Annotated in this window: 15 protein-coding genes; 11 read left to right on the forward strand and 4 right to left on the reverse strand. The window is 65.0% G+C overall.

Features of this window, described 5'->3' with window-relative positions; genetic code table 11:
• Nucleotides 1–2: 2 nt before the first annotated feature.
• Nucleotides 3–1,271 (reverse strand): serine hydrolase domain-containing protein, encoded by a 1,269-nt coding sequence (locus VRZ08_RS06300; RefSeq protein WP_414531998.1) that lies wholly within the window; start codon nt 1,269–1,271, stop codon nt 3–5.
• A 231-nt stretch (nt 1,272–1,502) separates the two neighbouring features.
• Here VRZ08_RS06300 and VRZ08_RS06305 point away from each other — a divergent pair, with 231 nt between their 5' ends.
• The 8 genes from VRZ08_RS06305 to VRZ08_RS06340 all read left to right on the forward strand — a co-directional run bounded on the left by VRZ08_RS06305 (nt 1,503) and on the right by VRZ08_RS06340 (nt 12,451).
• Complete coding sequence (locus tag VRZ08_RS06305; protein ID WP_414531999.1) at nt 1,503–2,408, forward strand: intradiol ring-cleavage dioxygenase; 906 nt, start codon at nt 1,503–1,505, stop codon at nt 2,406–2,408.
• A 30-nt stretch (nt 2,409–2,438) separates the two neighbouring features.
• Entirely contained in the window at nt 2,439–3,272 is an 834-nt protein-coding gene (locus tag VRZ08_RS06310; protein WP_414532000.1) for an aldo/keto reductase, read from the forward strand.
• A gap of 190 nt (nt 3,273–3,462) precedes the next feature.
• A complete protein-coding gene (locus VRZ08_RS06315; protein ID WP_107344117.1) occupies nt 3,463–4,407 on the forward strand; it encodes a DMT family transporter in 945 nt (314 codons plus the stop codon).
• 202 nt (nt 4,408–4,609) lie between these two features.
• Nucleotides 4,610–6,631, forward strand: coding sequence for a putative bifunctional diguanylate cyclase/phosphodiesterase (locus VRZ08_RS06320; RefSeq protein ID WP_414532001.1), 2,022 nt, complete (start codon nt 4,610–4,612; stop codon nt 6,629–6,631).
• Between the two features lie 246 nt (nt 6,632–6,877).
• Nucleotides 6,878–8,308 (forward strand): aldehyde dehydrogenase family protein, encoded by a 1,431-nt coding sequence (locus VRZ08_RS06325; protein ID WP_011157708.1) that lies wholly within the window; start codon nt 6,878–6,880, stop codon nt 8,306–8,308.
• A gap of 107 nt (nt 8,309–8,415) precedes the next feature.
• Nucleotides 8,416–9,630 carry an acyltransferase family protein gene (locus VRZ08_RS06330; RefSeq protein ID WP_414532002.1) on the forward strand — a complete coding sequence of 405 codons (1,215 nt, stop codon included), beginning with the start codon at nt 8,416–8,418 and terminating at the stop codon, nt 9,628–9,630.
• Between the two features lie 329 nt (nt 9,631–9,959).
• The gene (locus tag VRZ08_RS06335; RefSeq protein ID WP_414532003.1) at nt 9,960–11,666 is read left to right on the forward strand and encodes an IlvD/Edd family dehydratase; all 1,707 of its coding nucleotides are present in this window, start codon (nt 9,960–9,962) and stop codon (nt 11,664–11,666) included.
• 89 nt (nt 11,667–11,755) lie between these two features.
• Nucleotides 11,756–12,451 carry a DUF899 family protein gene (locus tag VRZ08_RS06340; RefSeq protein WP_264055264.1) on the forward strand — a complete coding sequence of 232 codons (696 nt, stop codon included), beginning with the start codon at nt 11,756–11,758 and terminating at the stop codon, nt 12,449–12,451.
• A 36-nt stretch (nt 12,452–12,487) separates the two neighbouring features.
• On the opposite strand, the gene cowN is transcribed toward VRZ08_RS06340, so the two are convergent.
• Nucleotides 12,488–12,766, reverse strand: coding sequence for a N(2)-fixation sustaining protein CowN (cowN, locus tag VRZ08_RS06345; RefSeq protein ID WP_107344121.1), 279 nt, complete (start codon nt 12,764–12,766; stop codon nt 12,488–12,490).
• A gap of 397 nt (nt 12,767–13,163) precedes the next feature.
• Here cowN and VRZ08_RS06350 point away from each other — a divergent pair, with 397 nt between their 5' ends.
• Both VRZ08_RS06350 and VRZ08_RS06355 read left to right on the forward strand, forming a co-directional pair.
• On the forward strand, nt 13,164–14,360 hold the full coding sequence (locus tag VRZ08_RS06350; RefSeq protein ID WP_107344122.1) for a DUF2778 domain-containing protein: 1,197 nt from the start codon (nt 13,164–13,166) through the stop codon (nt 14,358–14,360).
• A 137-nt stretch (nt 14,361–14,497) separates the two neighbouring features.
• A complete protein-coding gene (locus VRZ08_RS06355; RefSeq protein WP_414532004.1) occupies nt 14,498–14,827 on the forward strand; it encodes a hypothetical protein in 330 nt (109 codons plus the stop codon).
• Between the two features lie 97 nt (nt 14,828–14,924).
• Here the strand turns inward: VRZ08_RS06355 and VRZ08_RS06360 are convergent, their stop codons facing one another.
• Nucleotides 14,925–15,179 carry a hypothetical protein gene (locus VRZ08_RS06360; RefSeq protein WP_414532005.1) on the reverse strand — a complete coding sequence of 85 codons (255 nt, stop codon included), beginning with the start codon at nt 15,177–15,179 and terminating at the stop codon, nt 14,925–14,927.
• A gap of 174 nt (nt 15,180–15,353) precedes the next feature.
• Entirely contained in the window at nt 15,354–16,103 is a 750-nt protein-coding gene (locus VRZ08_RS06365; RefSeq protein ID WP_107344126.1) for an SDR family NAD(P)-dependent oxidoreductase, read from the reverse strand.
• A 114-nt stretch (nt 16,104–16,217) separates the two neighbouring features.
• On the opposite strand from VRZ08_RS06365, the gene VRZ08_RS06370 reads away from it, so the two are divergent.
• Nucleotides 16,218–16,532, forward strand: coding sequence for an ArsR/SmtB family transcription factor (locus VRZ08_RS06370; protein WP_107355316.1), 315 nt, complete (start codon nt 16,218–16,220; stop codon nt 16,530–16,532).
• Nucleotides 16,533–16,623 lie beyond the last annotated feature (91 nt).

The raw sequence follows: 16,623 nt of genomic DNA on the forward strand, positions 1-16,623 counted from the left end.
ATCTAAAGATTGCTCTCGGTGATCGCGCTGTACACCAGAGTGCGCAACTCGCGGCGGACCGGGTAGGCGCTGGAGGGGATGAGCTGGGTCATGAAGATGGTGATCAGCTCTTCGGCCGGGTCGACCCAGAACGCCGTCGAGGCGGCGCCGCCCCAATAGAATTCGCCGGCCGACCCCGGCAGCAGCGTCAGCGCCGGGTTCATGTTGACGGCGAAGCCGAGGCCGAAGCCGATGCCGGCATTGGTCGCCTCGGAGAACATCGACAGCGACATCTGGGTGAGGTCGCGGTTGCCGGGCAAATGATTGCTGGTCATCAGCTTCAGCGTCTTCGGCCCGAGCAGCCGGACGCCGCCGAGTTCACCGCCGTTGAGCAGCGCGCGGCAGAAGGTGAGATAGTCGGCGGTGGTCGAGACCAGCCCGCCGCCGCCGGAGATCAGCGCGGGCGGCGCGAGGAAGCTCGAGGCTGCCGGATCGTCCGACAGCGTCATGCCGCCCTTGCCGTCGGCGGTGTAGCAGGCGGCGAGCCGCTGCGCTTTGGCAGCCGGCACGTAGAAGTCAGTGTCGGTCATGCCGAGCGGATCAAGGATGCGCTGCTTGACGAACTGCTCGAACGGCATGCCGCTGATCTTCTGCACGATGTAGCCGACGATGTCGGTCGACACCGAGTAATTCCAGGCGTCCCCAGGCGAGAACTCCAGCGGGATCTGCGCCAGATCGGCGATCCAGGAATCCAACGTGCCGGCCTTCTCGAAGGCGCCGATGCCTTTGTCGCGATAGGCGGCGTCGATATTGGTGCGATTCTGGAAGCCATAGGTCAGGCCGGAGGTGTGGCGCAGCAGGTCGACCACCTGCATCGGCCGCGCCGGCGGTTTGGTCAGGAAATACGGCGCGATGCCGGCCTGGAACACGCCGAGATTGGCCCATTGCGGAATGTACTTCACCACCGGATCGTCGAGCTGCACCCGGCCTTCCTCGAACAGCATCATCAATGCCACCGAGGTGATCGGCTTGGTCATCGAATAGATGCGGAAGATGGTGTCGTCGCGCACCGCGACTTTGCGTTCGACGTCGGCGTAGCCGAGCGAGGACTGGTACACAATCTGGCCGCGACGATACACCAGTGTCTGGGTGCCGGGCAGCTTGCCGGAATCGAGATACAGTCGCCGCAGATGATCGTCGATCCGGCGCAGCGCGGCCTCGGACATGCCGGCGCTGGCGGCCGATCCGATTGTCGGCGTCGAGGATTGGGCTACGGCGGCTTGGCTCGGCATCGCTTCACTCCTTAAAGATCGTGGATCGTCCGGTTGACGGTCCCGGATTCTGAGATGGTTCGCGCGGGCGCCCTTGATATCGGAAAACCGCGACGCGTTCTATCGGCGCCATGCGGCGCGCGATGCGCCGACGTCTGTGCTTCCATGCATGCCCGCCTTCCGTGGCGGCGCTTACCACGGCCGGAAGCATGGTGTACCGTCGCCGCCTCTCCAACGACCATTGAGCGGGACATGCCTCAATTCGACGAGACCGACCTCACCGAGGCGGTCGTCAAGAGCTTCGACGAAACCCCCGATCCGCGCATGAAGCTGCTGATGCGCGAGCTGGTGCGCTCGCTGCACGACTACGTCCGCCGCACCGGCCTGACCTTCGAGGAATGGGAGAAGGCAATCGATTTCCTCACCCGCACGGGGCAGAAATGCACGCCGAGCCGGCAGGAGTTCATCCTGCTGTCGGACGTGCTCGGGGTCTCGATGCTGGTCGATGCCGTCAATCACCGCGATCGCGCCGGCGCGACGCAGACGACGGTGCTCGGCCCGTTCTATGTCGGCGAGCACAAGCCGATGCCGCGCGGCGCCGACATTGCCGAAGGCGTTGACGGCGAACCGATGTATGTGGCGGCCCGCGTCACCGATCTCGACGGCGCGCCGATCGTCAATGCGGCGGTCGATGTCTGGCACGCCGACGATGACGGCTTTTATGACTCCCAGAAACCTGGATATGCCGAGCAGGGCGCGTCGCTGCGGGCGCGGTTCGCGACCGATGTGGACGGCCGGGTGGCCTTCCGCACCATCCTGCCGTGCAGCTATCCGATCCCGATCGACGGCCCGGTCGGTGACCTGATCCTGGCGGCTCGCCGGCACCCGATGCGGCCGGCCCATGTGCATTTTCTGGTCAGCGCCCCTGGCTTCGAGCCGCTGGTCACCCATGTTTTCATCGAAGGTGATAAATATCTGGAGTCCGACGTCGTCTTCGGGGTCAAGGACGAGCTGATTTCGAACGTTGAATTGCGCAACGATGCGGTGATGCCCGACGGTCGCGAAGCCTCGGGGCCGTGGCATTTGATGACCTACGAGTTCCGGCTGAAGCCGGGCCAAGGCGCCGCGCCGCGGCCGATGATGGCCAGCACGGCGTGATCGTGATGGGAGTGGATGGTGACTGGGGACATGCGCAGATTCGGCCGGATGGGGCCGAAGCTTGCGCCGATCGGGCAGGGCACCTGGTATATCGACCAGGGTGACCGCGCGTCGGCGCTCGCCGCGCTGCGGCGCGGCCTCGATCTCGGCCTGACGCACATCGACACTGCCGAGATGTATGGTGACGCCGAGCCTCTGGTCGCCGAGGCGATCGCCGGCCGGCGTGACGAGGTGTTCTTGGTTTCGAAAGTGTTACCGAGCAACGCCTCCCGCCGCGGCACCGTCGCGGCCTGCGAGCGCTCGCTGGCGCGGCTCCGGACTGACCGGCTCGACTGCTACCTGCTGCATTGGCGTGGGCATTATCAGCTCAGCGAGACGGTAGCCGCGTTCGAGGAGCTGGTCGCCGCCGGCAAGATCCTGTCCTGGGGCGTCAGCAATTTCGACGCCGGCGACCTGCGCGAGCTGCACAGGCTCGCCGGAGACGGCAAGATCGCCTGCAATCAGGTGCTGTATCATCTGCTAGAACGGGTGATCGAGCACACCATTATTCCGTGGTGCGAGGCTCATGGCGTCGCAGTGACGGCCTATTCGCCGTTCGGTCACGACGAATTTCCGGCGCCGCGTAGCGCGGCGGGCCGGCTGCTGCAGAGCATCGCCGACGCCCATGGCGCGACGCCGCGGCAAGTGGCGCTGGCGTTTCTGACGCGCAGGCCGTCGGTGTTTGCGATCCCGAAGGCCGGCAATCCGGCCCACGCCGCGGACAATGCGGCGGCCCTCGCGCTGCGGCTCAGCGACGAGGAGATCGATGCGATCGATCAGGCCTGTCCGCTCGGCCCGGAGCCCGCCAGCCTGCCGATGCTGTAAGCGAAAAAGCGCGGGCAGGGCGACACAAGCCCGCCACGCAAGCGCTTTTCCGGACCTGTCGCATGACCGAGTCCCGATTTCGGCACTTGTGCCGGCGCGGCGAACATCGTTTTGTCGGATTATTAGTTGATGGGGACCTCCGCCCGTGGACGGGTCCCGCCTCCTGCCATCTCCAAAGCGTTATCGAGCCTTGACTGTCACCTCGCCAAGCAACGACGCCGTGCGCCGGCTCACTCACCGCCATGCCGACCATCCGCTGCGCGGCATCGCGCTGATCGTCGGCTCGACGGTGTTTCTCGCCTGCTCGGATACGCTGGCGAAGTATCTCGGCCGCACGCTGCCGCCGATCGAGATCGGCTGGATTCGGTTTCTGGTGTTCCTGCTGATCATGATCCCGGTGGCGCTTGCCTCCAAGGAATCGCCCCTGCGCTCGGTGCGGCCGAAGCTGCAGGTGCTGCGGGCGCTGGCGCTGGTGTCATCCTCGGTGCTGTTCATCACCAGCCTGCAGTTCCTGCCGATCGCGGAAGCCTCGGCGACGTCGTTCGTGGCGCCGCTGTTCGTCACCGCGCTGTCGATCCCGCTGCTCGCCGAGCACGTCGGCATCCGGCGCTGGATCGCGACGCTGGTCGGCCTCGTCGGCGTGCTCATCGTGATCAGGCCCGGCTCGGCGGCGTTCGATCCTGCGGTGTTGCTGCCGATCCTGTCGGCATTCGGTTGGGCGCTGACGCTTACCTTGACGCGGATGATCAGCGGTGCCGATCGCGCCGTGGTCACGATGTCGTTCTCGGCGTTGGTCGGCTTCATCACGCTCAGCGCGGTGGTGCCGTTCGTCTGGGTGACGCCGACCTGGCAGGACATCGGCATCGGCCTGCTGGTCGGGCTCGCCTCGACCATGGGGCAGTGGGTGGTGGTGCTGGCCTATCGCTATGCGGATGCCTCGGTGCTGGCGCCGTTCACCTACAGCCAGCTTGTCTGGGTCGCGTTTCTCGGCTTCGGCGTGTTCGGCGAGGTGCCCGACGTCTGGACCTTTGTCGGCGCCGCGGTGATCATCGGCAGCGGCATCTACACCGCACAGCGCGAGCGGCTACGCCGCAAGCAGCAGGAACTGCCCTCGGAGCCGTATCCGAGCCCGTGAGCTAACCACGCTCGAATGACGGTGTGTACGACCTGTCGTTGTTGCTGCCTCCTATCTACACGTGAAAATATTCCAACGATGATGAGTAGCGTGCGTGGCGCGGCGTTCGGCCGCGACGGCTGCGGTCAATTCAGCGATCGCTTTAAGCTTTAGGCAAAACCACGATGCCAGAGTGCGAAGCGAAAGCAGGTTCCGATTGCAGATGGCCGAACTTCCTTCCGCACCCGATGCCCACACCTGGGGGATGATCACCCTGGCCGTCGTGCTGTGCGCGCTGGGCGCCGTCGCTGCATATGGCGGGCTGCGCAGCATCCGGGTTAGCGAGGGCAAGGGACGCCGATACTGGATCGTCGCCACCGGCTTTGCCTCGATCAGTTCAGTTATGGCTGTTGCGGCGCTGGCGCTGCTTGCGGCGTCGGATGCCCCGCTCGCGCCGACCATCGCGCTGGCGCTAATGATCGGCTCGGTGATCGCGACCACTGGTTTTGCCAGCCTGGCGGTGTGGCTGAGTTCGATCGCAGGCCGCCGCACCCAACTGACCTTGGCCGAACGCGACATGGTGCTGGACGCGATCCTCAATGATGCGGCGCGCGGCTTCTGCCTGTTCGACGCCGATGGGCGGCTGCAGCTCTGGAACGAGGCCTTTCTCGACATCTATGCGATCCCGCCGGGCCGAGAGATCGCTGGTCACTGCCTGCGCCGCACGCTGGCGGTGATGCGGAATTCCGGCAACTTCGTCAGCGACAAGCGGCAACTGATTGAACTCGGCGCCGCGCTCGCCTCGGGCGGGCCAGCCAGCCTGGTGGCCGAGCTCCGCGACGGCCGGCATATCCGGATCGATCTGAGGCGGCTGCCGAATGGCGGCTGGATCGCCAAGCACAGCGACGTCACCGATCACAAGCAGGCCGAGCAGCGCTTCGCGTATCTGGCGCTACACGACGTCGCCACCGGTCTGCCGAACCGCGCCGCGTTCAACGATCGCATCGTGCAGAGCGTCGAACAGGCGCGCCGCTTCGACGGCAGCTTCGCGGTGATCCGGCTCGGCATCGACCGCTTCAAGGAGATCAACGACGTATTCGGCCAGGCGGTCGGAGACGCGGTGCTGGCCGAAATGGCGCGCCGCCTCGCAGATACCTGCCATTGGGGCTTCCTGGCGCGGCCGGGTGGCGATGAGTTTTCGATCGTCACTCCGCCCGATGCCGCGGCCGATTCGATCCAGGATATCTGTCGGCAGCTCGCCGAGCTGTGCGACACCGAGTTCGAAGTCGATGGCCATCACATCCGCGTCGGCGCAACCGCCGGCGTCAGCGTCTATCCGCGCGACGGCGATGACGCCGATACGTTGATCGCTCACGCCGACGTCGCACTGTATCGCGCCAAGACCGAGCAGCGCGGCACGGTATGCCTGTTCGAACCGGCGATGGACCTGCAGATCCGTGAAAAGCGCGCACTGCAGCGTGAGCTTGCGGTGGCGCTGGAGCAACGGCAGTTCGAAATCCACTATCAGCCGCAGGCCAGTACTTCCGGCGAGATCGTCGGCTTCGAAGCGCTGCTGCGCTGGCGCCATCCGGTGCGCGGCATGGTGTCGCCGGCGCTGTTTGTGCCGCTTGCGGAAGAGACCGGCCAGATCGGCCCGATCGACGAATGGGTGCTGCGCAGCGTCTGCGCCGAGGCAGCGTCATGGGCCAAGCCGCTGGCGATCGCCGTCAACTTCTCGCCGCTCGACTTCCGCCGCTTCGATGTGCCGGCGCTGATCCTGCAGATTTTGCTGGAGACGGGACTCGAGGCGTCGCGCCTCGAGATTGAAATCACCGAAGGCGTGCTGATCGATGATTTCGCCGGCGCGATCGCGATCCTGCGCAAGATCAAAAATCTCGGCGTGCGCGTCGCCATGGATGATTTCGGCGCCGGCTACTCGTCGCTGTCGTATCTGCAGTCGTTTCCGTTCGACAAGATCAAGATCGATCAGGCTTTCACCCGGAAGCTCGAGACCAATCCGGAATCGGCCGCGATTGTCGAGGCGATCCTCAGCCTGGCACGGACGCTGAAACTGCCGGTGATCGCCGAGGGCGTCGAGACCGAGAAACAGCTCGCGTTCCTGGCTCAGGCCGGCTGCGACGAGGTACAGGGCTATCTGATCGGCAGGCCGCAACCGATCGCGCATTACCGCGATCTGACCACCGGCGAAGCGGTCGCCGCGACACCGTTGGCGCAAGCCGTTTGATGCTGCGCCGCAGCAGGATGCTCGTAATTTCCGTGCAGTGGTAGAAGATCTTTCTCGATCACGCCACACACGCGCAATTGTGCGAGGATGCCTTGCTCCGCTCGTGTCGGTGATTTTATATGCCGTTCCCGCATATGGCGGTGGTCGATTTTTCGGACCGTTCGTACCGAGGCGAGGGCCTCGCGCGACGGCGCCGATCCTGATCACACTCACCACCAACCACCCGCGATTAAGCAAGAGGTTCCGATGGTCAACCGCATGCAGTTCTATATCGATGGCGCCTGGGTCGATCCCGTCGTCAAGAAGTCGACGCCGGTCGTCAATCCCGCCACCGAAGAGGCGATGTATGAGGTTGCGCTCGGCTCCAAGGCCGACGTCGACAAGGCGGTCGCCGCTGCCAAGCGCGCGTTCGAAACGTTCTCGGTGACCAGCCGCGAAGAGCGCATCGCGCTGCTGGAGAAGGTGGTCGCGATCTACAAGAGCCGGATGAAGGAAATCGGCGCCGCGATCTCCGACGAGATGGGCGCGCCGTTGCCGATGGCCGAGAAGATGCAGGCCGGCGCCGGCCTCGGTCACATCATGTCGACGCTCGACGTACTGAAGAACTATCAGTTCGAAGAGCCGCTCGGCTCGGCGATGATCGTGCGTGAGCCGATCGGCGTCGTCGGCATGATCACGCCGTGGAACTGGCCGCTCAATCAGATCGCCTGCAAGGTCGCGCCGGCGATCGCGGCCGGCTGCACCATGGTGCTGAAGCCGAGCGAATTCACCCCGACCTCGGCGCTGCTGTTCGCCGAAATCCTGCACGAAGCCGGCGTGCCGAAGGGTGTGTTCAACCTCGTCAACGGCCTCGGTCCGGAGGTCGGCGCGGCGATGAGCGAACATCCCGACATCGACATGATCTCGTTCACCGGTTCGACCCGCGCCGGCATCGACGTCGCCCAGCGTGCGGCGCCGACAGTGAAGCGCGTCAGCCAGGAGCTCGGTGGCAAGTCGCCGAACGTCATCCTCGAGGATGCCGATCTGACCAAGGCGGTGACCGGCGGCGTGATGCACATGTTCAACAACTCCGGCCAGTCGTGCAACGCGCCGAGCCGGATGATCGTGCCGCTGTCGAAGATGAAGGAGGTCGCGGCGATCGCCAAGGGCGTCGCCGAGAAGACCAAGGCGGGGGATCCGCGCGGCGAAGGCACCACCATCGGTCCGGTCGTCAACCGCATCCAGTGGGACAAGATCCAGACGCTGATCAACAAGGGCATCGAGGAGGGCGCCACCCTGGTCGCCGGCGGTCCCGGCCTGCCGGAAGGCGTCAACAAGGGCTTCTATGTGCGCCCGACGGTGTTCGCCGACGTCACCAAGGACATGACCATCGCGCGCGAAGAAATCTTTGGGCCGGTGTTGGTGATCATGGGCGCCAAGGACGAGAACGAGGCGGTCGAGCTCGCCAATGACACGCCGTACGGTCTGGCCGGTTACGTCTCGGCCGGCTCGGTTGATCGCGCCCGCGCGGTCGGCCGCAAGATCCGCGCCGGCAACGTCAACCTGCAGGGTGTGCCGAACGAACGCACCGCGCCGTTCGGTGGCTACAAGCAGTCGGGCAACGGCCGCGAGTGGGGCAAGTTCGGTCTCGAAGAATATCTCGAGGTCAAGGCAATCGCCGGCTTCAACGCCGCATAACTGCGACCGCGCGATGCCGGGACCGTGTGGTTCCGGCATCGCCGCGGGGTTAATGATTAATACGCTCGCGCATTGATCCAGGTTCGAGCACCTGCCATTGCTTCTCAATGGCAGCGACGCTACGAACCGACACCATTCATTTCGGCGCGCTCGACAGTTGGCGTGGCCTGTGCGCGATCCTGGTCGCGCTGTTTCATCTCAGTGTGCTCGGCCACATCCACGACGTTCCGCTGATCAGAAACGCATTTCTGTTCGTCGACTTCTTCTTCGTGCTCAGCGGCTTTGTGATCACCCACGCGTATCTCGGGCGCCTCAACACGGGCTCTGAGTTCACCGCCTTCGCGATCAAGCGGCTTGGGCGGATCTGGCCTTTGCACGTCGTCGTGCTGGCGGCGTTTGTGCTGGCCGAAGCCGTCAATTTCGCGCTGGCAATGGCGATCGGCTTCAAGACCGGACACGCGCCGTTCGCCGCAGAAGGCTATCGGCCGCTGGTCGCGATCCCGGCGCAGTTGCTGCTGCTGCAGGCGGTGAATGTCTCGGACAAGCTCACCTGGAATTTCCCAAGCTGGAGCATCGGGGCCGAATACTGGACCTACCTCGTCTTCGGCCTGATCGCGCTCACCATGCCGCGGTGGCGGACGTTTGTGCTGGCTGCGGTCGGGTTGCTTGCGGCTGCGGTCGTGGCGTCGTTTTCAAAACACGGTATCGAAACCACCTACGACTTCGGATTGTTTCGCTGTCTGTACGGCTTCACGGTGGGCCATCTGACCTACCTGATCTACCGGACCGCGAAGGCTGCACCCAGCCGGCGTTTCGGCACAGCGATCGAGGTCGGCATCGTCGCATTGATCTGCGGTTTCGTCATTGCCGCCGGAAGAGGGCCGCTGTCGCTGGCTGCGCCTTTGCTATTCGGCTTGACCGTGCTGATCTTCGCTTACGAGCGCGGACTGGTCTCGCGGATGTTGAACTGGCCGGTGTTCGTCAAGCTTGGCGAGCTGTCGTATTCGATCTACATGGTGCATGCCTTCGTGGCTTTGATGATCATGACCGCTGCGACGATCGGGCAGAAATTGATCGGGCGCCCTTTGCTCGTGGAACAGATCCACGACGGCGAACCGGTAAAGGTGATCGCCAACCTGAACGTCTACGTGCTGGACGCGATCTTCGTAGCCTACATCGGGATCGTCATCGGCCTCTCGGCGCTGACCAGACGCCTGGTCGAAATTCCCGGCCAACGTTTGTTCGGCCGTTGGGCCCAGAAGGCGGCTTCGGCACCTCGTCCGGCCGCAGCTCCACTGGGACCGGTGTCGCAGCAACCTTAGGGACGGCCGCGCCGTCTTTGCTGCCGAGGGACCGCCGCACCGCCGAGGGCGCGGTCCGGTAGTCGTCCGAGTAGTTGGTTCATCTTACCGTCGTTAAAAGGAGCTTAAGTGCCGCGGCTCCGGGGCGATCGACTCGCCCGAACGAGGGCGAAGGATCCGATGAACCCGCTGCTTTCCGTCTCCCATCGACGCCAGTTCCTGACCATTGCCCTCAGCGGCGTCGCGATTCTGATCGCGTTGGTTGTGGCCAAGGTGATCACCTGACCCTCCGCGATTGACATCGGCGTCCGCCGTCCCTCAAGTGCAGCGAAACTGCTGCGGGACGGAACATGGCCGACGGATTGCGCAAGGGACTGACAGCTTACGGCGATTCAGGATTCTCGCTGTTCCTGCGCAAAGCCTTCATCAAGGCGATGGGCTATTCGGACGACGCGCTCGACCGGCCGATCGTCGGCATCACCAACACCCACAGCGACTACAATCCCTGCCACGGCAACGCGCCTCAGATCATCGAGGCAGTGAAGCGCGGTGTGATGCTGGCCGGCGCGATGCCGATGGTGTTTCCGACCATCTCGATCGCCGAAAGTTTTGCGCATCCGACATCGATGTACTTGCGCAACCTGATGGCGATGGACACCGAAGAGATGATCCGCGCCCAGCCGATGGACGCGGTGGTGGTGATCGGCGGCTGCGACAAGACGCTGCCGGCGCAAGTGATGGCCGCGGTGTCGGCCGATCTGCCGACGGTGGTGATCCCGGTGGGGCCGATGGTGGTCGGACATCACAAAGGCGAGGTGCTTGGCGCCTGCACCGACTGCCGGCGGCTGTGGGCGAAGTATCGCGCCGGCGAGATCGACGATGCCGAGATCGAGGCGGTCAACGGCCGGCTGGCGCCGTCGGTTGGCACCTGCATGGTGATGGGCACCGCGTCGACGATGGCCTGCATGATCGAGGCAATGGGGCTGTCGCTGCCGATGAGCGCGACGATCCCGGCGCCGCATGCCGAGCGCTTCCGCTCGGCGGAGGCCAGCGGCCGTGTCGCTGCCGCGATGGCCAAGGCCAAGGGACCGCGCCCGAGCGAGATCCTGACGCCGGCGGCGTTCCGCAACGCGCAGGTGGTGCTGCAGGCGATCGGCGGGTCGACCAACGGACTGATCCATCTCACCGCGATCGCCGGCCGTGTGCCACACCGGATCGACCTCGACGCGTTCGATGCGATCGGCCGCCAGGTGCCGGTGCTGGTCGATCTCAAGCCGTCCGGCGCGCACTACATGGAGCACTTCCACCACGCCGGCGGTGTGCCGAAGCTGATGGCGCAGCTCGGTGATTTGATCGAACTCGACGCCAGCACCGTGACCGGCGCGGCGCTGCGTGAGGTGGTGGCGCAGGCAGAGGACGTGCCGGGGCAGGACGTGATCCGCTCGCGCGACAATCCGATCCGCCGTGAAGGCGGGCTTGCGGTGCTTCACGGCAATCTGGCGCCGCGCGGCGCCCTGATCAAACATGCGGCGGCGTCGCCCGGCTTGCTGCAGCACACCGGCCGCGCGGTGGTGTTCGAAACGCTGGAGGACATGGCGCGGCGGATCGACGATCCCGATCTCGACGTTGCCGCCGATGACGTGCTGGTGCTGCGCAATGCCGGACCGAAGGGCGCGCCCGGGATGCCGGAGGCGGGCTATCTGCCGATCCCGCTGAAGCTGGCGCGGGCAGGGGTGAAGGACATGGTCCGGATCTCAGACGCACGGATGAGCGGCACTGCGTTCGGCACCATCGTGTTGCACATCACGCCGGAGAGCGCCGAGGGCGGACCGCTGGCGCTGGTGCAGACCGGCGACCGGATCGCCCTCGACGTCGCCGCGCGCCGGATCGACCTGCTGGTCGACGACGCCGAGCTGATCCGCCGCCGCGCCGCGCTGCCGGTGACTGCTGCAACCCGCCCGGGACGCGGCTACGCGCAGTTGTTCCACGACGCGGTGTTGCAGGCCGACGAGGGCTGCGACTTCGATTTCCTCACGGCGTCCGGTCGCTCGACCTAGCCGGTTCCCGACCGGCGGTTGTTTGGCAGCTGTCGGATCGGCGGGCGCTCGTTCGTCCCATGGAGACACCATGGACCGAAGGAGCCGTCATGACCCTGAAGCCTGCGATCGAACTCGCCCGTGCCAGCGGCGTGCGCTATCCGAATGAGAGCGCCGAGTATCGCCGCGCGCGCGAGGCGCTGCTCGCCGAAGAGATCGAACTGCGCCGTCACATCGAGCGCGTTGCCGCGCAGCGCCGGCAGCTGCCGCCGGGCGGCGAGGTCACAAAGCCCTACGCTTTCGAAGGCGAGGGCGGGCGGACCGACTTCGCCGGCCTGTTCGGCGGCAAGCAGAGCCTCGTGGTTTACAACTTCATGTATGGCCCGCAGCGCGCCGAGCCGTGCCCGATGTGCACCTCGCTGCTGAGCGCCTGGGACGGCGAGGTGCCGGACATCACGCAGCGGGTGGCGCTGGCAGTCGTCGCGCGGTCGCCGATCGATCGTTTGGTGGCGTTCAAGCGGCGGCGCGGTTGGCATCATCTGCCGTTGTTCACCGACCTGACTGATGCGTTCAGCAACGACTATCATGCCATCACGCCCAGCGGCGACGAGGTGCCGGCGTTCAACGTCTTCACGCGCCGCGACGGCACGATCCGGCACTTCTGGGGAGGCGAGATGACCGGTGCTACGTCCGATCCGGGCCAGGACCCGCGCGGGGCCCCGGACCTGATGCCACTGTGGACTATCTTCGACTCCACCCCGGAGGGGCGGGGCGCCGATTGGTATCCACGCTTGCGTTACACCTGAGTCGCGACCTGAGCCGTTGCGGCGGTGCTTACCGGCTCACATCAGGTTGGCCTCGAGATCTTCCAGCATCTCGAGAGTTTCGAGGTCGCCATTGTCTTCGAGCAGCTCGCGCAGCGTCGGCAGATAATTGTGGAGGATGCGCAGGTCGTCGAGACCCTGCTTGTCGCGCAGCTCGACGCGCTTCTGGGCGAAGTACGCCCAGAACGGGTTCTCCCCGGCATCGACATGGCGCTGGAGCCGCTGCATCACCCGCTCGGAGCGACCCTCCCAGTCGCAGTGTTTGAAGCTGACATAACGATCGAAGGAAGCTGACATTCTGGGCCTCAAAACGTAAGAACGCGGCTCAGATGCAACCGGTATGCCATGGCTGGCGAGTCGTGCCGTCCTGCGCCGAAGCGCCGCGGAAGCGGGGGAAGTCCGGTCGGGGTCGGCTCCGCGTAATACTACGAGGATTGGACTTCGCGGACTTAGCGGGCAGGAGCTGCGGCCTCCAGCACTGCAAGCTTTCAATCAAGTTATTGATATTAAATCAAAAATGAGTCCGGAAGGGTCGTAACCATCCGTTAACCATAACGGAGCATGGTTCCCTTTCGAGGCCGCTTAAACTGCATTTAACTAAAACCCGCCTTAATCGCGCTCCTCTGTTCTGCCACATCTGTATGCGGTATCTTGGTTCGCCGCTGACCGATGGGGAAAGTCGGGAAGTGAGCGAATGACAGTCGGCACGGGGCGGCGATCGCTGTCCAACCAACGTGGGGCCCGCTACATGGGGTTTCGGAAATCGCTCGGCGCGATCGGAATCGCGCTGCCGGTGATCGGTTGCGTCTGGACGGTTTATGCCAACACCGTCGGCGCCAGCATCTATCCGACCGTCGGTTCGTTGCGTGACGATCAGAGCACGCGCTCCTCGATCGAACGCACCTCGTTCTCGGCACGGTTCGAACCGCTCGCCGCCGCCGCCGAGGCCGCGCCGCAACTGATGGCCTCTCTGGCGCTGAAATCCGCCTTCAAGAGCCAAGAGAGCAAGGGCGTCCAGGTCGCGTCCGCCGATCCGACCGACGTTCCGGTCACCGCCAGCGTCCAGGCCTCCGAGCCCGCCAAGACCGGCCATCGCTATTACGCTCTGCTCGATCCTTCCTATTCGTTCGGCTTCCAGCCCGATCGGTTCAAACAGCCCGGACAAAATCGTCCCGCGGCGGCCGAGACCGAGGACGACGCCAAGGTCGGCGTCGCGCCGCCGCCGTCGCCGGTGAAGGAAGCGATGAACGTGCCGCTGCCGCCGCAGCGCACCAAGTCGGTCGCCGCCGTCACCCCGCGTAATCCGTCGCGCAACCCCTTCAGCCACGAAGCCCTGGTCGCCCGCGCCAAGTCGGCGATCCTGATGTCCGCGCAAAACCACAAGTCGAGCTTCTTCGAGAAGCTGTTCGGCAAGGTCGACAGCCCGGCGCTCGCTTACGCTTCGGCCGACACCAGCGACATGGACGTCGGTCAGGTTCGCGACAGTGCCTTCAATCCCTCCGACGAAGATCGCTACACCGCCGTCTACGACATCACCGCCAAGATGGTGTACATGCCGGACGGCTCGAAGCTCGAGGCGCATTCCGGCCTCGGCGCCCGGATGGACGACCCGCGCCACGTCAGCGTGAAGATGCAGGGCGCCACCCCGCCGCACATCTACGACCTGAAGATGCGCGAGAAGCTGTTCCACGGCGTTGCCGCGATCCGTCTCACGCCGGTCGGCGGTGAGGACGTGATCTACGGCCGCACCGGTCTGCTGGCTCACACCTACATGCTTGGGCCGCGCGGCGACTCCAACGGCTGCGTCTCGTTCAAGGACTACAACGCGTTCCTGCAGGCGTTCAAACGCGGCGAGGTCAAGCGCCTGGTGGTGGTCGGCAGCCTGACCTGATCAGGCTGACCCACCACGCAGCCCGGGTCGCCGCCGCGAGCGGCGCGCCCAAACTGCCGTCTCTCCACAATCCGTGAACGCTCCGGCCGGAACCAGTTGGCTGGGCTGGCACTTGGTCGATCAAAGGGAGATCGACCATGACCCTACGCCTGTCTGCCGCCGTGTTTGCGCTCACCGTCGTCGCCGGCGGCTCCGCCGTCGCGCAGGATCAAGGCACGGCCGCGCAGCGCGAAGCCTGCACGCCCGACGCTTTCCGACTCTGCGGCCAGTTCATTCCCGACGCGTCTCGAATCGAAAGCTGCCTGCGTGAGGCGGGGCCGCGGCTGAGCCCGGCCTGCTACGTGGTGTTCAATCCGCCGAAGGCCAACAACCAGCGGCCGCTTCGCACGGTGCGCCGTCAAGCTCCCCAGGACTTCCAGCAGGTCGACGACGACAGCCGCGTCGGCCGCAACTTCGATCGCTGGTGAAGAAGGCTTAGGTCAGCGTCTGAAATGCGAAGAGGGCGGATCGAGATCCGCCCTCTTGTTTTGCTGCGGAGCTTTAACGCCGTCGCCGTTTCGCCGATCAGCGGCAGACGCGGGTGGTGCGAACCACGCGATGGCCGTGCGGACCGCGGGTGACGACCTTTCGTACGGTGCAGTGCGGGCCACGGCGGATCACCCGCCGCCGCTCGACATAGCGCTGCGCCGAAACGTCGGTCATCGGAGCGGCGACCAGCGGCTGCGAGGCCCGGGCGGGCGTGGCGGCAGAGGCGGGAGCACTGAGCGCTCCAACACCCAGAAACAGCGCAGCGGCGGCAGCAAAGGCAGTTGTGTTCACACGCGTTCTCCTCTTCGGCCTCGATGTCCAAGATGGCCGGTAGGCTGCAACGACGAGCAACGCGTTTGGTTCGCGGGGAGCGGCGCCGCGTCGCAGATTGGTGCGGCAGCTGACGCAACTCGCAGCGAGAAAGCTCCGGCATGCCGCCGAAGCTTTCAGTGTATTTGCCCGCGCTTACTTGAGGCCGCCGGTGACGTGCAGCGTCTCGCCCGTCACGTAAGAAGCGCCGTCGGAAGCGAGGAAAGCCACGACCGAGGCGATCTCGGCGGCTTCGCCGACACGGCCGAGCGGGGTGATCGCTTCGACCTGCTTTCGCATCTCGCCGTCGTGGAAGCCCGCAGCTTTGACGCCCTCGGTGACGACCATGCCTGGGTTAACCGCATTGACGCGGATCTTTCGTGGCGCCAATTCCTTCGCCAGCACCGCCGTGATCAGATCGACCGACGCCTTGGTGGCGCCGTACACCGCGGTGTTCGGCATCGCGATCGTCGAGACCCCGGATGAGATGTTGACGACGCTGCCGCCGTCCTTGAACTGCCGCGCCGCCGCCTGCGTCACCAGCAGCAGGCCAAGCACGTTGACGTCGAACTGGCGGTGGAAGTGCTCCGGCGTGATCGCGTCGAGTGCGCCGAATTCATAGACGCCGGCATTGTTGACCAGCACGTCGATCGGGCCGAACGCTGCCACGGTCGCGTCAACGATCGCCTGCGCAGCCTTGGGATCGGCGACGCTGCCGCCGACCGCGATCGCCTTGCCGCCCTGCGCAGTGATCTTGTGCACGACGTCGTCTGCGCCCTGTTTGCTGGACGCGTAGTTGACAGCGACCGCCGCGCCTTCGGCTGCGAGCTTCAGCGCAATCTCCGCGCCGATGCCCTTCGATGCGCCGGTCACCAGCGCCACTTTGCCTTGCAGTGTCTTGGTCATGATCGTTCGGTTCCTGATCGGAGCTGCGGCCACCGCTGACGGGTGCCATCGGTTCAATAGTTCGGAAATATGGGACTATTGAACCAGATCAAGGGGCCGCCTATATCTTTTTTCATGGTGCAGTTCGTTCATCCCGCACGCGAGGACATCTCGCTCGCCGGCGTGCTCGCCGCGCTGGCGGATCCAATGCGGCTGCGCATCGTCAAGGCGCTGCTTCAGGAAGGCGACTGCATGTCCTGCGTTGCGGCGGCGCCGTGTCCCGACATTCCGAAGTCGACATTGTCGAACCACTTCCGCGTGCTGCGTGAAGCCGGTTTGATCCGCACCACCAAGAAGGGCGTCGAGCACCGCAACGTCGTGCGCGAAGCCGACATCAACGCGCGCTTTCCCGGGCTGCTCAAGGCGATCCTGAAACACGCGGAGGAGTAAAGGCAAGCGGACGGAGGTCTTCCCGATCTCAATCAATTAGCCCGAGGTAGCGCAGCCGAAATCCGGATCGTCATCTAAAGAGTTTGAGTTG

The sequence above is a fragment of the Rhodopseudomonas sp. G2_2311 genome, assembly GCF_047501505.1.
Lineage (GTDB): Bacteria > Pseudomonadota > Alphaproteobacteria > Rhizobiales > Xanthobacteraceae > Rhodopseudomonas > Rhodopseudomonas palustris_H.

Bases quoted from the DNA above. Each gene is read 5' to 3' on its own strand.
- VRZ08_RS06335 (WP_414532003.1), top strand. From the start codon at position 9,960: ATGGCCGACGGATTGCGCAAGGGACTGACAGCTTACGGCGATTCAGGA.
- VRZ08_RS06350 (WP_107344122.1), top strand. From the start codon at position 13,164: ATGACAGTCGGCACGGGGCGGCGATCGCTGTCCAACCAACGTGGGGCC.
- cowN (WP_107344121.1), bottom strand. From the start codon at position 12,766: ATGTCAGCTTCCTTCGATCGTTATGTCAGCTTCAAACACTGCGACTGG.
- VRZ08_RS06320 (WP_414532001.1), top strand. From the start codon at position 4,610: ATGGCCGAACTTCCTTCCGCACCCGATGCCCACACCTGGGGGATGATC.
- VRZ08_RS06355 (WP_414532004.1), top strand. From the start codon at position 14,498: ATGACCCTACGCCTGTCTGCCGCCGTGTTTGCGCTCACCGTCGTCGCC.
- VRZ08_RS06330 (WP_414532002.1), top strand. From the start codon at position 8,416: ATGGCAGCGACGCTACGAACCGACACCATTCATTTCGGCGCGCTCGAC.
- VRZ08_RS06305 (WP_414531999.1), top strand. From the start codon at position 1,503: ATGCCTCAATTCGACGAGACCGACCTCACCGAGGCGGTCGTCAAGAGC.
- VRZ08_RS06340 (WP_264055264.1), top strand. From the start codon at position 11,756: ATGACCCTGAAGCCTGCGATCGAACTCGCCCGTGCCAGCGGCGTGCGC.
- VRZ08_RS06365 (WP_107344126.1), bottom strand. From the start codon at position 16,103: ATGACCAAGACACTGCAAGGCAAAGTGGCGCTGGTGACCGGCGCATCG.
- VRZ08_RS06300 (WP_414531998.1), bottom strand. From the start codon at position 1,271: ATGCCGAGCCAAGCCGCCGTAGCCCAATCCTCGACGCCGACAATCGGA.
- VRZ08_RS06325 (WP_011157708.1), top strand. From the start codon at position 6,878: ATGGTCAACCGCATGCAGTTCTATATCGATGGCGCCTGGGTCGATCCC.
- VRZ08_RS06370 (WP_107355316.1), top strand. From the start codon at position 16,218: ATGGTGCAGTTCGTTCATCCCGCACGCGAGGACATCTCGCTCGCCGGC.
- VRZ08_RS06310 (WP_414532000.1), top strand. From the start codon at position 2,439: ATGCGCAGATTCGGCCGGATGGGGCCGAAGCTTGCGCCGATCGGGCAG.